This window comes from Enterobacter sp. AC1 (assembly GCF_050434705.1).
GTDB lineage: Bacteria > Pseudomonadota > Gammaproteobacteria > Enterobacterales > Enterobacteriaceae > Enterobacter > Enterobacter cloacae_L.
In genome coordinates, this window is sequence record NZ_JBNDIZ010000002.1 from 336,938 (window position 1) to 351,349 (window position 14,412).

General features: G+C 57.4%; 14 protein-coding genes. 7 read left to right on the plus strand and 7 right to left on the minus strand.

Annotated elements, in window-relative coordinates; translation table 11 throughout:
• The first annotated feature begins 113 nt into the window (after nt 1-113).
• The 4 genes from M2433_RS06465 to M2433_RS06480 all read left to right on the plus strand — a co-directional run bounded on the left by M2433_RS06465 (nt 114) and on the right by M2433_RS06480 (nt 5,023).
• A complete protein-coding gene (locus M2433_RS06465; RefSeq protein ID WP_429053452.1) occupies nt 114-1,616 on the plus strand; it encodes a sugar ABC transporter ATP-binding protein in 1,503 nt (500 codons plus the stop codon).
• Nucleotides 1,613-2,608: an ABC transporter permease gene (locus tag M2433_RS06470; protein ID WP_429053451.1), complete on the plus strand. Its 996-nt coding sequence runs from the start codon at nt 1,613-1,615 to the stop codon at nt 2,606-2,608. The genes M2433_RS06465 and M2433_RS06470 overlap by 4 nt, the downstream gene beginning before the upstream one ends.
• A gap of 19 nt (nt 2,609-2,627) precedes the next feature.
• Nucleotides 2,628-3,692, plus strand: coding sequence for a sugar ABC transporter substrate-binding protein (locus M2433_RS06475; protein ID WP_429053449.1), 1,065 nt, complete (start codon nt 2,628-2,630; stop codon nt 3,690-3,692).
• 89 nt (nt 3,693-3,781) lie between these two features.
• A complete protein-coding gene (locus M2433_RS06480) occupies nt 3,782-5,023 on the plus strand; it encodes an LVIVD repeat-containing protein (protein WP_429053447.1) in 1,242 nt (413 codons plus the stop codon).
• A 52-nt stretch (nt 5,024-5,075) separates the two neighbouring features.
• On the opposite strand, the gene mtnK is transcribed toward M2433_RS06480, so the two are convergent.
• Nucleotides 5,076-6,275 (minus strand): S-methyl-5-thioribose kinase, encoded by a 1,200-nt coding sequence (mtnK, locus tag M2433_RS06485; RefSeq protein ID WP_429053445.1) that lies wholly within the window; start codon nt 6,273-6,275, stop codon nt 5,076-5,078.
• A gap of 104 nt (nt 6,276-6,379) precedes the next feature.
• On the opposite strand from mtnK, the gene mtnA reads away from it, so the two are divergent.
• Together mtnA and M2433_RS06495 are read left to right on the plus strand one after the other, a co-directional pair.
• On the plus strand, nt 6,380-7,396 hold the full coding sequence (mtnA, locus tag M2433_RS06490) for an S-methyl-5-thioribose-1-phosphate isomerase (protein WP_429053443.1): 1,017 nt from the start codon (nt 6,380-6,382) through the stop codon (nt 7,394-7,396).
• A 42-nt stretch (nt 7,397-7,438) separates the two neighbouring features.
• Nucleotides 7,439-7,909 (plus strand): SRPBCC family protein, encoded by a 471-nt coding sequence (locus tag M2433_RS06495; protein ID WP_429053441.1) that lies wholly within the window; start codon nt 7,439-7,441, stop codon nt 7,907-7,909.
• 96 nt (nt 7,910-8,005) lie between these two features.
• Here the strand turns inward: M2433_RS06495 and M2433_RS06500 are convergent, their stop codons facing one another.
• From M2433_RS06500 to M2433_RS06510, 3 genes are read right to left on the minus strand one after another with little or no spacing between them, the layout of a single operon-like run.
• On the minus strand, nt 8,006-8,548 hold the full coding sequence (locus tag M2433_RS06500) for a 1,2-dihydroxy-3-keto-5-methylthiopentene dioxygenase (protein WP_429053439.1): 543 nt from the start codon (nt 8,546-8,548) through the stop codon (nt 8,006-8,008).
• Entirely contained in the window at nt 8,545-9,234 is a 690-nt protein-coding gene (gene mtnC / locus M2433_RS06505; RefSeq protein ID WP_429053437.1) for an acireductone synthase, read from the minus strand. Before mtnC ends, M2433_RS06500 begins: the two co-directional genes overlap by 4 nt.
• Nucleotides 9,231-9,845, minus strand: coding sequence for a methylthioribulose 1-phosphate dehydratase (locus tag M2433_RS06510; RefSeq protein ID WP_429053435.1), 615 nt, complete (start codon nt 9,843-9,845; stop codon nt 9,231-9,233). The genes mtnC and M2433_RS06510 overlap by 4 nt, the downstream gene beginning before the upstream one ends.
• A gap of 123 nt (nt 9,846-9,968) precedes the next feature.
• Between M2433_RS06510 and M2433_RS06515 the strand changes: the two genes are divergently transcribed.
• A complete protein-coding gene (locus tag M2433_RS06515) occupies nt 9,969-11,129 on the plus strand; it encodes a pyridoxal phosphate-dependent aminotransferase (protein ID WP_429053433.1) in 1,161 nt (386 codons plus the stop codon).
• Here the strand turns inward: M2433_RS06515 and M2433_RS06520 are convergent, their stop codons facing one another.
• The 3 genes from M2433_RS06520 to citR all read right to left on the minus strand — a co-directional run bounded on the left by M2433_RS06520 (nt 11,130) and on the right by citR (nt 14,038).
• The gene (locus tag M2433_RS06520) at nt 11,130-11,768 is read right to left on the minus strand and encodes an IbrB-like domain-containing protein (RefSeq protein WP_429053431.1); all 639 of its coding nucleotides are present in this window, start codon (nt 11,766-11,768) and stop codon (nt 11,130-11,132) included.
• Nucleotides 11,741-12,964 carry a phosphoadenosine phosphosulfate reductase gene (locus tag M2433_RS06525; protein WP_429053429.1) on the minus strand — a complete coding sequence of 408 codons (1,224 nt, stop codon included), beginning with the start codon at nt 12,962-12,964 and terminating at the stop codon, nt 11,741-11,743. Before M2433_RS06525 ends, M2433_RS06520 begins: the two co-directional genes overlap by 28 nt.
• A gap of 174 nt (nt 12,965-13,138) precedes the next feature.
• Nucleotides 13,139-14,038, minus strand: a complete 900-nt coding sequence (gene citR, locus M2433_RS06530) for a DNA-binding transcriptional repressor CitR (RefSeq protein WP_429053428.1) — start codon at nt 14,036-14,038, stop codon at nt 13,139-13,141.
• Nucleotides 14,039-14,412: the final 374 nt, after the last annotated feature.

Below are 14,412 nucleotides of genomic sequence, written 5' to 3' on the forward strand. Positions count from 1 at the left end.
CATCCGGATGGCTAATAATATTTCGCTTTATCTTATGCCTTTTCCGTCGTTGTCAGTCAACCGGAGCTGTGAAAAATTCGATAAATCAGAAGAGTAATGAAGGATTTACGCGGATGGTTTCCAGTCGCCTTGAAATGCGCGGTATCAGCCTGGCCTTTTCCGGCTTTCAGGCGCTGTCGCGCGTGAATTTCACCTTAACCGGCGGATCCGTGCATGCGCTGACCGGCGCCAACGGCGCGGGAAAATCGACGCTGATGGCGGTGCTGTGCGGCACGCACAACCACTATGAGGGCGAGATTTGCATTAACAACCAGCCGGTGACGATCCGCGAACCGCTGGACGCCAAACGGCTGGGGATCCACCTCGTGCAGCAGGAGGTGGATGTGGCCCTGATCCCGGGGTTGAGCATCGCCGAGAACATCATGCTCGACCAGCTGGCGCAGCCGGGACATCGCTTCAACTGGCGCAGCGTTCGCCAGCAGGCGAGACAGGCGCTGGCGCAGCTGGATGTCTCTCTGGACGTACGCCGTTCCATCGACAGCTGTTCGCTGGCCGAAAAGCAGCAGATTTTGCTGGCACGCGCCTTGTCCCACCACTGCCGTTTTTTGATTCTTGATGAACCCACCGCGCCGCTGGACGCGCACGAAAGCGAGCGCCTGTTTGCGGTGGTAAGGCGCTTAAAGCAGCAGGGCATCGGGGTGGTATTTATCTCGCATCGCATTCACGAGCTGAAAGCCATCTGCGACACCCTGACGGTGCTGCGCGACGGCAAGCTGATCGAGTCCGGCCCGATGGCGGACCTCAGCGGCGAGGCTATCGTCGAGAAGATGCTCGGCCACGTGCTGAGCGATATCTATCCGCCCGCGCGCCCTCCGCACGGCGGCGAAACGCTGCTGCGCGTGGAGGGACTGCACGACGACGCGCTGCTGAAAGATATCTCCCTGCACCTGCGCAAAGGCGAAATTCTCGGTATTGCCGGACTGGCGGGCGCGGGCAAAACCGAACTCTGCAAGGCGCTGTTTGGCGCCACCAGAAGTCGCGTGGCAAACGGCGAGTTGAATCATCAATCCTGGAAACCGCGCGACCCGGCGGATTCCGTACTGCGCGGGCTGGCGCTGGTGCCGGAGGAGCGGCGCAAAGAGGGGATCTTTATCGACGAGCCGGTGAGCATGAACCTTGCCGTGTGCGCCGATAACAGCTTTTCGCGCTGGAGCCTGTTTGGCCATCGTCAGGCGTGGCGCTGGGCGGAAGAGGTGATAGCCCGCGTTGGCGTTCGGGCGCGCGGGCCGGGGCAGGTGCTGCGCCGTCTGTCCGGGGGTAACCAGCAGAAGGTCGCCATCGGCAAATGGCTGCGCAATGACGCCAGCGTGCTGATTTTCGACGAGCCGACCAAGGGCGTGGACGTGAAGGCTAAAACCGACCTGTTCCAGCTGATTGACGGCCTGGCGCGCGAGGGCAAAGGGGTCATTTACGCCTCCGGCGAATTTGCCGAGCTGGTGGGGCTGTGCGATCGCATCTGCGTGCTGTGGGACGGGCGCATCGTGGCGGAAATCGCCGGGGCCGAGGCCCGCGAAGAGACATTACTTTATTATTCAACCGGAGGAACGGCGTCGTGAGCAAGGCCCTTTCAGTGAACGCGGCGGCGTCTGGCCGTCAGCAGATTTTCGATTTTCTCTACAGGTGGGGCATGTTGCTTACCGTCGTCGCGCTGGTGGCCGTTTTTGGCCTGGCGTCGGACAACTTCCTCGACCCGAACAACATCATCAATATTCTGCGCTCGATTGCCATCGTGACGGTGATAGCCATTGGCGTGTCGATTTCCCTGACCATCGGCGGGTTCGATCTCTCCGTGGGGTCAACGGCGTCGCTGGCGAACGCGCTGGTGATTTCGCTTTTCGTCTGGCACGGCTTCGGCACCACCGAGTCGATTCTGATCACCCTCGCGCTCTGCACGCTGGTGGGGCTGTTTAATGCCTTTCTGATCGTCATCCTGCGTATTCCGGACATGCTCGCGACGCTTGCCAGCCTGTTTGTGATCCAGGGCGTGGCGATGACCTACAGCTACGGCGGGTCGATTACCGAAAACATGGTGCTGCCGAGCGGCGACATGGCGGAAGGCACTATTCCGGCGGCGTTCAGCCTGCTGGGGCAGGTGCCAACCATCGTCATCATCATGCTGGTGGTGACGATTCTGGCGCAGCTTGGGCTTTCGCTCACTACCCACGGTCGTCGGATGTACGCCATTGGCGGTAACCCGGAAGCGGCGCGCCTCTCCGGCATTCGGACCACACGCTACAAGGTGGCGGCCTACGTGATTGCCTCTCTGCTGGCGGGCCTGGGCGGGATTTTGCTGGCGTCGCGCATCGGGTCGTCGCAGGTGAATGCGGGCGGCGGCTATCTGATGGACGCGGTAGCCGCGGCCTGGATCGGCTTCTCGCTGGCCGGGTCCGGCAAGCCCAATGCGCTGGGGACGCTGGTCGGGGCGGTCATTCTTGGCGTGCTGTCGAACGGGCTGGTGATGCTCTCCGTACCGTATTACGCCATGGACATTATAAAAGGGCTGGTGCTCGCGGTAGCGCTGGCGATTACCTACATACAAAAACGCTGACAACACAACGGGATAAAAAATGAAAAAGATTGCACTCTCTTTAGTGGCGCTTGGACTGCTCACGGCTCTGCCAGGCTTCGCGGCTACGCCCGCGCCGCTTCCGGCTGCCATTGCGAACCATGACGGCCCGATCCGCATCGCGGTGATCCGTAACCTTGGCTCAGACGACAACACCACGCAGTTTATTGCCGGGGCAATTCAGGAAGGGAAGAAGCTCGGCTTTAAGGTCAGCACCTTTTTAAGCAACGGGGACGATGCCAAATTCCAGGACTTCGTGAACCAGGCGATCAGCCAGAAATATGACGGGATTATTCTCTCCCAGGGGCGCGATCCGTACTCCACCGCGCTGGTGAAGAAAGCGGTGGATGCCGGGATCAAAGTCTCGGTATTTGATACCGCCGTGAACGGCGAGATCCCGGGCGTGACCGTGACCCAGCAGGACGATGCCTCCCTGACGAATCTCTCCTTCGGCCAGCTGGCGAAAGATTTCAACGGCAAGGCCAATATCGTCAAGCTGTGGGTGGCGGGCTTCCCGCCGATGGAGCGTCGTCAGGCGGCGTATAAAGAGTTGCAAAAGCAGTATCCGGACATCAAAGAGCTGGAGTCTATCGGTGCCGTCTCCTCTGACGTGCAGGGCGACACCGCCAACAAGGTGGGCGCGATCCTGGCGAAATACCCGAAAGGCAAAATTGACGCCATCTGGGGCACGTGGGACGCCTTCAGCCAGGGCGCGTATAAGGCGCTGAAAGAGAACGGCCGCACCGAGATCAAGCTCTACAGCATCGACATCTCCAACCAGGATCTGCAGCTGATGCGCGAACCGGGCAGTTCGTGGAAGGTGAGCGTGGCGGTGGATCCGAAGCTGATTGGTGCGACCAACGTGCGTCTGGTGGCGAACAAGATTGCCGGGGAAGCGACGCCTGCGACGTACGATTTCAAAGCGGCAGCCATTCCACAGGCGCTGCTGACCGCCCAGCCGGGGGCGGTGAACGTGGCGTCGCTGGGTAAAATTATTCCGGGCTGGGGCCAGACGGAAGATTTTATCGCCCCGTGGTTTGCGACGCTGGAAGCGAAAAATAAATAAAACCAAGCCGGGTAGCGTCAGGTGTGGCCTGATGCCCTCACCCCGGCCCTCTCCCACAGGGAGAGGGGGAAAACCAACAGGAGCTAACGGTGACGCAAGTACCCCCTCCAGAATACAGCCGCAATATGCGGCTGATTGGCCATAGCGACCAGGGCGGTCGCCCTGACGGCGTGCAGCTGATGGTGCATCGTGGTTTTGCCTATATCGGCCATATGGTGTCGCAGGGCTTTTCCATTGTGGACGTGCGCGACCCGAAGAATCCGAAACCCGCGGGCTATGTGCCCGCGCCGCCCGGCACCTGGAACGTGCACCTTCAGGCGCATGACGATCTGCTGCTGGTGATCAACGCCCGGGATCTGTTTGCCGATGCGCGTTTTGCCGACGAGAAGGTCTACTACACACGGCAGGTGGGCGAGACCGTCAGCGACGTGCAGGAAAAAGGCTGGAGCGCCGGGCTGCGCGTCTTTGATATCTCCACCCCGGACAGGCCGCGTGAAATCGGCTTTCTGTCGCTGAGCGGCATCGGCATTCACCGCATCTGGTACGTCGGCGGGCGCTGGGCGTACGTCTCGGCGCTGATCGACGGTTTTACCGACTACATCTTCCTGACCATCGATCTTGCGGACCCGCGTAAGCCCGAAGTGGCGGGACGCTGGTGGCTGCCGGGCATGAACCAGGCCGAAGGCGAGCAGCCGGGCTGGCCGGAAGGCAAACGCTACGCGCTGCACCATGCGATTATCGCCGGGGATACCGCCTACGGCAGCTGGCGCGACGGCGGGCTGACGCTGCTGGACGTGAAGGACCGCGCGCAGCCGACGCTGATTAGCCATCGCAACTGGAGCCCGCCGTTTGGCGGCGGGACGCACACCGCGCTACCGCTGCCGGATCGCGATTTGCTGGTGGTGCTCGACGAGGCGGTGCTGGATAACCAGGAGGACGGCGAAAAGCTGATCTGGCTGTTTGATATCCGCGAGCCGGCGAACCCGGTGAGCATTTCTACCTTCCCGCAGCCGGATGAAACCGACTACGTGGCGAAAGGGGCGCATTTCGGCCCGCACAACCTGCACGAGAACCGGCCGGGGAGCTTCGTCAGCTCAACGCTGATTTTTGCTACCTATCAGAACGCGGGCGTGCGCGCGTACGACATTTCCAATCCGTATCGCCCGGTGGAAACCGGCGCACTGGTGCCCGCCGCGCCGGAGAGAATGATGGACACGCGGCCCAATCGCCCGCAGGTGATCCAGTCGTGCGACGTGTTTGTGGATGCGCAGGGGATTATTTACAGCACGGACTATAACGGCGGGCTGTCGGTGATTGAGTATCTGGGGTGAGTGCGGTTTGATGCCCTCACCCCGGCCCTCTCCCACGGGGAGAGGGAGAAAATCAGCTGTACTGGCGCACCCTTGCCACCAGCTCTTCCGCGCTGTCGATACGGTCGGCAATGACAATCAGCGCCTTGCCGAGCGTAATGGCGTGGCGCAGGCATTCGTGGCGCATGGCGTCATCCGCAATGGTATCGATATCCGCCACGTGAGAAAGCCCCACGCTTCGGCGAATCAGTTCGGTGCCGCAGAAGCCAATGGCATCGTGCCAGACCTTTTTCAGAAACGCGGAGGCATAGCCCGGTGCGCTGAGCGCCGCATCGCGCGTTTTCTCGTTTGCCAGCGCCTGGAAGCGTTCCGCAAAGGTGTTCCACAGTTCCTGAATATCGGTCAGGCGCTGCTCGCGTGCGGCAGCGGCATCGCGAATGCCCAGATGCCCCGGCAGGCCGCAGAAATTGAGCAGCAGGTTGCCGATGGCGGTGCCCAGGTCAAAGCCAATCGGGCCGAAGTAGCCAAACTCGGCGTCGATGGCCTTCAGGCTGCCGTCCGCCACGAAGATCGACCCGCTGTGAATATCGCCGTGCAGGAGCGCTTCGGCGTGCGAGAAGAAGCGATGCTTCAGGGAGGCCACGGCAATCTTAAGCTGGGCGTCGTCGCGCAGGGCCGCTACGTCATTTTCCAGCTCGGCCGGGTAGCTGTTGCGCTCGTGGATCTGGTACGGATCGTTAAAGAACAGATCTTCGGTGATCTCGCACATCTCCGGGTTAATGAATTTCGCCACCTGCGCTTTTTTCTCGTGCGGGTGCAGGGAGAAATCGCTGGTGTGGAACAGCGCGTGCGCGAGGTATTCCCCCAGCTGGCGCGCGGCCTGCGGGTAGTGATTATTTTTAATCAGCTCGCCGCGCCAGATGCGATGGCTGGAGAGGTCTTCCATCACCATTACCGCCAGTTCCGGGTCAAAGTGGTGAATTTTCACGGTGTGCTGCGGGCTGTGCCGGTAGTGCTCGACCAGGGTTTGTGCCTCCAGGCGGGCGCGATCCAGCGTTAACGGCCAGGACTCACCGACGCAGCGCACGTAGGGCAGCGCCTGCTTGACGATAATGCGGCTCACGCGCGTGCTGTCGAATATTTTAAACACCAGATTGAGGTTACCGTCGCCCACCTCCTGCGCCTCTACCAGCGATGAAGGATCGTCAAGGCCGCCGAACTGCTTTGCATACTCCACGGCGTCCTGGGCGGTAAAGGTACGGTATTGCGACATGGCCTGTTCCTCACGGGTTTGCTAATAAAGACATGTAGACGTCTATACATCTGGATTTCATCCTGACACAATGTGCTACAACAACGCAACAGGGAATTAACGACATGCAGACATTACAGACGACCAGCCTGCGGGTGACGGATAATCAGCTCTTTATTCTCGACCAGCAGGCCCTTCCGCAGGATAAACGCTGGCTGGACTCCTCTACGGTAGAGGCGCTGGTGGGGCATATTCACGCCCTGCGGGTGCGCGGCGCGCCGCTGATTGGTCTCTCTGCAAGCCTGCTGCTGGCGCTGCTGTCGGAAAGCGGCAAAAGCCGCGACGAGCTGACCGTGGCGCTGAATACCCTCCGCGCGTCGCGCCCCACGGCCGTGAACCTGATGAACAACCTTGACCGCATGAAGCAGGCGCTGTGGCAGGAAGACTTTGTGCCGGCGCTGGTGGCTGAGGCGCTGCGCCTGGTTGAAGAAGATAAACAGCTCTGCGACGCGATTGCGAAAGCCGGTAGCGCGCTGGTCAAACCCGGCAGCCGTCTGCTGACCCACTGCAATACCGGCGGGCTGGCAACCGCGGGCGTCGGCACCGCGCTTGGCGTCATTGCCCGTGCGCATCAGGAAGGTAACGTCAGCAACGTCTGGGTCGATGAAACCCGTCCGCTGCTGCAGGGCGGTAGGTTGACCGCCTGGGAACTCGGCGAGCTGGGCGTGCCGTATCAGCTCATCACCGATTCCATGGCCGCCAGCCTGATGGCGAAAGGCGAGGTAGACGCCGTGTGGGTGGGCGCAGACCGTATTGCCGCCAACGGCGATGTGGCAAATAAAATTGGCACCTATTCGCTGGCGGTGCTGGCGAAGTTCCACGGCATTCCGTTCTACGTCGCCGCGCCGCATACCACGCTCGATCCGGCCTGCCCGAACGGGGACGCGATCCCCATCGAGCAGCGTGCCGCCAGCGAAGTCACGGGCGTGGCGGGGAGCTTTGGCGCGGTGCAGTGGGCGCCGGAAAACGCACGGGTCTATAACCCGGCCTTTGACGTTACGCCTGCCTCGCTGATTAGCGGCTGGGTACTGGATACGGGCGTGGTCACGCCGCAAGAGGTGGCGGAAGGGAAATTCGCCTGAGTCCGGCTATCCTTTAAGGGTTTCCCTTAAGAGGACAATATCGTGACGCTCGATCCTGAAACTGACTTAAAACTGGAGCGCGTGGTGGATGCCCCGCGCGACCTGCTGTGGCAGTGCTGGACCACGCCGGAGCACATCAAAAACTTCTTCATTCCTGCTCCCCATAAGGTGACCGAGTGCGATCTCGATCTCCGCGTGGGCGGGCGGTTCAACACCGTGTTTGAGGTGGACGGTCAGCGTATGGATAACCGCGGCGTCTTCCTTGAAATCGATCCCGGTAAAAAGCTGGTCTTTACCGACGGTTATACCGAAGGCTGGAAACCGGCCGAGAAACCGTTTATGACGGCGATCCTTCTGCTGGAAGACGTCGGCGAGGGCAAAACCCGCTACACGGCGATTGCACGCCATCCGACGAAGGACATCCGCGAGCAGCATGAGCAGATGGGCTTCCACGAAGGGTGGGGCATTGTGCTGGATCAGCTGGTGGGGTATGTGAAGGGATTGAAGCGTTGAAGCTCGAGCGGCCTGATGCCCTCACCCCAGCCCTCTCCCACAGGGAGAGGGAGCAAACACTAAAAACGGCAGCTTTAGCTGCCGTTTTGCTTTCACCTATGCCAGGCGTGGATACGCATCCGCAATCGCATCGCCGGTAAACTGCGCCACCCAGCCTTCCGGGTTGTCGAAAATACGAATCGCCGTAAAGTTCGGCTCTGAACCCATATCAAACCAGTGCGGCGTGCCCGCGGGCACGGAAATCAGGTCGTTTTTCTCGCACAGAACCTGATACACCTCATCGCCAATGTGCAGGCAGAACAGCCCCGCGCCTTCTACGAAGAAGCGCACTTCATCTTCGCCGTGGGTGTGCTCGTTCAGGAACTTCGCGCGCAGCGCGTCTTTCTGCGGGTTGTCGGCGCGAAGGCTAATCACGTCCCAGCTCTGGTACCCTTTTTCCGCTACCAGCTTGTCGATCGCATGCTGGTAGGCTTCGATCACCACCTCAGGCGCAGGATCCTGGCCTAAATCCCGATCGGCCGCCCAGCGTTCAAACCGCACCCCTTTAGCGTTGAGCTGTTGGGCTATTTCGTCCGCGTTAGTGCTGTGCCACTGATGCTTGCTGCCGTCTTTATCAGAGTAAATCGTTAATGCGCTCATGAAGGGATCTGCTCCGGATTAATCTCGTCAAACTGGTGGATCTGATGGTGGTGGCTTGCGCCGTCATCATCACCGCGAATCAGCTGCAGGGTACGAAAGCCTGCCTGTTCAGCCGCGTCCAGCTCCTGATGAATATCCGACAGGAACAGGATCTGCGACGGGGCAATGCCCGTTTGGGTCGCAATGTTCTGATAAGACTGCACCTCGCGCTTGGCGCCGATGTGGGTATCAAAATAGCCGCTGAACAGATGAGTAATATCACCTTCGTCGCTGTAGCCAAATAACAGTTTCTGCGCGGCGACGGAGCCAGAGGAATAAACATAGAGATCAATGCCTTGCGCTTTCCATTTTTCAAGCGCAGGCAGCACGTCCGGGTAGAGGTGGCCGGTAAAGTCGCCGTTGACGTAGCCGTCCTGCCAGATAATTCCCTGAAGGGCCTTCAGCGCCGTCGACTTACGGTCTTCATCCATAAAGGTGAACAGCGTATTGATAAGGTCGCTGACGCTGGCTTGCGGAGCGTCAATTTCATCACGCAGATTGCCCAGAATGGATTTGACCGGCTCGGCGTACTGCTGGGCGGTCACGAAAGCCGCCAGCCGCTCACGCGCGTAGGGGAACAAAACATCGTGGACAAAACGGATATCGCTGGTGGTCCCTTCAATATCCGTCACAATGGCGCGAATCATACTCTCTCCAGTTGTCGTAAACGCATTTCGCATTCAAATAGGAATTCTAGTCCTTCCAGATGACGGCGGGCTTCGGCCACATCGCGTCCCCAGCAGGTTAAGCCATGACCGCGCAGAAGAAAACCATAATTAAGCGTGCGTTCCCGCGCGTAATGGGCGATTCGCGAGGCGAGGGCGTCGATATCCTGGTCGTTATCAAACACCGGGATAGCCACCGTAGCCTGATGTGTGGTCTGCCCGCTAAGGGATTTTTGCATCTCGAAGCCGCTGATGGTCAGTTCGGCCTCTTTCACCAGGCGCGACAGCACCGTGGCGTTCACCGTGTGAACGTGCAGAACGGCGTTGGCCTGCGGGAACAGACGATAGATGAGGGTGTGCAGCCCGGTCTCCGCCGAGGGCGTGCGGCCAGACGGCGCACGGTTGGTGGCGATCTCGACCTGCAGAAAATCCGCTGTCGTCAGGCTACCTTTGTCTTTGCCGGATTCGCTGAGCCAGCACAGGCGTTCGTCCTGGCGCACCGACATGTTGCCGCCGGTGGCGGGAGCCCAGCCTTTGGCGCCAATCCAGCGGCAGGCGTCGACCAGATGCGTGAGTTGCAGGTTGTCTGTCATTTTCCTTTTACCCTCTCGGCCAGGAATATTCATATTGTTTAGACGTCTAAGCGTCTTGATTGCCAAAGACTAACATCGTGTTATAGTGGCAGCAACATAAGTATTACAAGCAGGCACAACACAATGAGTAATAACGCATTGATTCCGCAGAGTAAACTCCCGAATCTCGGTACGACTATCTTTACGCAGATGAGCGCCCTGGCGCAGCAGCACAATGCGATAAATCTTTCGCAGGGGTTCCCGGATTTTGACGGACCGTCATATTTGCAGGAGCGCCTGGCGTACCACGTTGCGCAGGGGGCGAATCAGTATGCGCCGATGACCGGAGTGCAGGCGCTGCGGGAAGCCATTGCAGATAAAACGGCGGAGCTCTATGGCCATAAGCCCGATGCGAACACCGACATTACGGTGACCGCAGGGGCAACCGAAGCACTGTATGCGGCCATCACCGCGCTGGTGCGCGCGGGCGATGAGGTTATCTGTTTTGACCCGAGCTACGACAGCTATGCGCCTGCGGTTGAACTTTCCGGCGGCGTGGTGAAGCGCGTGGCGTTAAAGCCACCGCATTTCCGCCCGGACTGGCAGGCGTTTACCGCGCTGCTGAGCGATAAGACCCGTCTGGTGATTCTGAACACGCCGCACAACCCGTCCGCTACGGTGTGGCAGAAAGCCGATTTCGCCGCGTTGTGGCAGGCCATTGCCGAGCGTGAAATTTATGTTCTGAGCGACGAAGTGTACGAGCACATCTGCTTTGCTGAGGAAGGGCACGCCAGCGTGCTGGCCCATCCGCAGCTTCGCGAGCGCGCAATTGCCGTGTCGTCATTTGGTAAAACCTATCATATGACCGGCTGGAAAGTGGGCTATAGCGTGGCGCCGGCCGCCATTAGCGCGGAGCTGCGCAAAGTGCACCAGTACCTGACGTTTGCCGTGAATACGCCGGCCCAGCTGGCGCTGGCGGATATGCTGCGTGCGGAACCCGAGCACTATCGCGAGCTGCCGCGTTTCTACCGTGAACGACGGGACCTGTTCGTGTCTGCGCTGAGCAAAAGCCGTCTGGAGATTTTGCCTTCGGAAGGGACCTACTTCCTGCTGGCGGACTACAGCGCCATTTCCGATCTGGATGACGTCAGCTTCTGCCAGTGGTTGACCAAAGAGGCGGGCGTTGCGGCGATCCCGCTATCCGTTTTTTGCGCCGATCCCTTCCCGCATAAGCTGATTCGCCTCTGCTTTGCGAAACAGGAATCGACGCTGCTGGCGGCGGCAGAGCGTCTTAACGCGCTCTGATTATTTCACCGTCCAGGCTTCGGAGTAACGACGGTCTGCAAAGAGCTCCAGCAGACCGTTGATTTGCTTCAGACGTAATACTTCGTCGTCGTCCATTCCCAGCTCCTGGCCGATTTTCGCATCGTTCCAGCCCAGTAACGCCAGCTCGCGTACCAGCTCTGACATGGCGTTGATCTGATGGCGTCCGCGAGCGCGGTTGTGGCGAACGGTGGCTGCAATCCGGTCGAGTTTTTGCTGACGCTCTTTACGCAGGCAGGCGATCGGCTGATATCCCTTCAGCTGGCGCTTCATCGCGGCCCTGTTTTTACCGATCTCATGGCGGTGAAAACCGTCCACTATTTCGTAATGCTGCAGTCCATTTTCCGTCACCACGATGGGCTGCGTGAAACCGTCGAGCTCCAGCGACGTGCTGAGCAGGCGCATTTCAGGCGGCGCAACGTTGTTGGGGTTGTAATCATTCGCGGTAATGCTTTCTTGCTTGACCCACAGCACGCAGTCGACAGGCTGCTCGCGAAAAGGGCTGTGTTCATGGATGGCCTGGCGAAAGGCGTTGATGGCATTGATGCGCTCCTCTTCCGGGAGCGATTGCAGGTAGCTTTCCATTTCTTTGATCAATCGTTGTTGCATAAGATCCCCCATTCCTGGCGTTTTAATTTCATCCGTTCACTGTAGCGCTTGTAATGCCTGGGTTTGTTCGGGCTAAACGAGAGCGCCCGGCACCAGTAGTCGTTATTCAGAAGGACTTTGCAGACACGTCGCCAGGAGGGGATATCTTTTGTGCCGATGTCGCCCTCCTGGGTGTCGGGAATATCTTCCATCCCTCGCTTTTGGTACCAGTGCAGGTAGATGGCGATTTTGTTGCGGTAATGCTCGGCGGTTCTTTGCGGCATACTGTCAAGCAGCAGCATGGCGTACTCTCGCCAGCAGAGATGGTCAGGCTTGAGGATTTTGCGGTGGCCATAGAAGTGGCTATCCTGCCCGGCGTAGACGCCACCGCTACGTACGCCACTGACCCGTTCGCACATGGCGGCCCAGCGTTCCGGCTCGACAACATGGTAGAGCCATAATCCCTGGCGCTGCTCGGGGCCAAAAGGTTCACAAATGCGCATATAACGCGGCGGAACCCTCGCCTGAAACATCAGATTGTAGAGCGGGTTGTAGCAGTTGCCTGTGTTCGCAAACCACGTCCAGATATCCGCCGTTTTCCAGTCATAGATCGGATAGATATACCAGGCATGGCCGCCAGGCGCGGTGGTGGTCCAGGGTTTATCGTCGGCAAAACGCTGTTTACGCGCGTTTGCGATAGTCAGAAAGCGGTTATAGGACTCATCAGCGCGAATGCCGACCAAAACCGCCGCGGGGCGATTCTGGGAAAACCAGTCGGAAAATTCACGAACGAAGGCTTCAAAGGTCATCCCTTTCTGGTAGAAAGCAAAATAGTCGGGATCGGTAATCGCCTCTTCCGGGGGCTGGCGCACCCAGGTTACGCCCGGCTCCCAGCACTGCCATTCGGGTTGATACTGAGACAGCGCATTTTGCGTGGTAAGCGGCAATGCCACCCACCAGCATTGCTCAATAACATCGGCGTATTGCTGCTTCATGTTATTCACATGCTGAATAGTGAACGTGAACTGCGCCTCCCAGTCGATAAATAACAGATGTATTTTCTTGTCCTTTTTCCGGGCCAGTTGAGCCGTTAAATGCAGCATAATGGTGGAATCCTTTCCGCCAGAAAACGAAACGCAGACTCTGGGCAAATTATCTAAAGCCCAGGCAATACGCTCTGTGGCGGCCTCAAGGACGTTTTTATCAAGTGGATATTTGTACATTGACAAAAGCAAGCTCCTCCTGGAAATAAATACCGGATGGGTGTGTCAATACAAGAAGAGAGTAATAGTAGTGAAAAATAAAGGCAGGTAAATGAAAAAAAAGTACCGTTTTTACAATCTATAATTACGGTGTATATTTTTGACGGCGTGAATGGCTGTGATTAACACAGCCTTTAGTATTTATTGGGTGGAGACTTGCCCTATGAATTTCGAAAAAATCGAGCTATTCAGCGCGGATCGATTATAAATCATGAATATTTCCAGGATAGGAAGAGAAAAGGGCGCATCAATCTTTTGAAGCCTTAGCACCTCACTGTATTTCTCAAAAAGCACCCTGGGAATATATCCAAGCAAATGTGATGCACTGATCATTGCAATAATGGAGAACAAAGAGTCGCAGCGGAAACCGATGTTTCGGTTGGCGTGGACCTGCTCAGTTCTGGATTGATAGTCTCTGATCCCCGTATCATCACTGAGAAATATCGAAAACTTCTCGTTCTGAAGCTCTTCCAGGGTGGCAGCATCTTTTATCCGGGGGTGATCCTGGCTGCACACCAGTATCATGTCGAATTGAGTATAGGGAACACACACCATCGAGCGGTTGTTGATCGGAGCAATAGAAAATATTAAGTCTGCTTTACGATACGCAAGGAGATCTTCTGCCGAGTCAGCGGTGAGCAGCATATCATGGAGAATAATCTCGTAATTATGCTCTCTCATCAACAATTTCATAGGGTTGAGGAGATTGTCTGTGGTCAGGACTTGAGGGCAATAGATGATAAAATTCTTCTTCAGATCTGAGCCATGCATAATGTTAATGGTCTGCTCAAGCTGGTTCAGGTTTTGCTCAAGATGATGATGCAGATTGACCCCGACAGTGGTCGGTGTGATCCCTTTCCCGGAACGAATGAACAGCGGGTCGTTGAGCTGATTACGCAGTCGCTGGAGCGACTGGCTGACTGCCGAAGGTGTGATATAGAGCGTTTCAGCCGCTTTGCTGATGCTCAGGTGCTGGTAGATACACTCGAAAATCACCAGCAGATTAAGGTCGAATTTTTTGAGATCATAAAGATTTGCCATATTTCATCCAGAGTGAGTTGCATTGCGTTATCACATCACTGATAACTATAGAACGAAGTTAACCATTTACCATCCTTGTGATTAATTCGCTTAATTTAATTTGCACGCTAACTTAATATATCATGATGGCGGATTAATGAAATAGAACTTCACCAGGCATTAAGATAATTTTATCTTTAAAACGTCATCTGAATTTGAGTAAAAATACTTTTATTTATATGTCGCCACTTAATTATCATTCGTTTTTATTCTTCGATGGGGGGAGCTCTCCGCCGATTGCAACAATGTTCGATAAAACCTATCGCAGCCATAGATACGATTACCTCTCTATTGCATTGCCCTGTGACGCTGCGGGTGGTGTAATCGGGTCGCTG

Coding starts and splice junctions, on each gene's coding strand:
- M2433_RS06465 (WP_429053452.1), top strand. CDS start 114: ATGGTTTCCAGTCGCCTTGAAATGCGCGGTATCAGCCTGGCCTTTTCC.
- mtnC (WP_429053437.1), bottom strand. CDS start 9,234: ATGATTCGCGCCATTGTGACGGATATTGAAGGGACCACCAGCGATATC.
- M2433_RS06510 (WP_429053435.1), bottom strand. CDS start 9,845: ATGACAGACAACCTGCAACTCACGCATCTGGTCGACGCCTGCCGCTGG.
- M2433_RS06475 (WP_429053449.1), top strand. CDS start 2,628: ATGAAAAAGATTGCACTCTCTTTAGTGGCGCTTGGACTGCTCACGGCT.
- mtnA (WP_429053443.1), top strand. CDS start 6,380: ATGCAGACATTACAGACGACCAGCCTGCGGGTGACGGATAATCAGCTC.
- M2433_RS06500 (WP_429053439.1), bottom strand. CDS start 8,548: ATGAGCGCATTAACGATTTACTCTGATAAAGACGGCAGCAAGCATCAG.
- M2433_RS06520 (WP_429053431.1), bottom strand. CDS start 11,768: ATGGGGGATCTTATGCAACAACGATTGATCAAAGAAATGGAAAGCTAC.
- M2433_RS06515 (WP_429053433.1), top strand. CDS start 9,969: ATGAGTAATAACGCATTGATTCCGCAGAGTAAACTCCCGAATCTCGGT.
- citR (WP_429053428.1), bottom strand. CDS start 14,038: ATGGCAAATCTTTATGATCTCAAAAAATTCGACCTTAATCTGCTGGTG.
- mtnK (WP_429053445.1), bottom strand. CDS start 6,275: ATGTCGCAATACCGTACCTTTACCGCCCAGGACGCCGTGGAGTATGCA.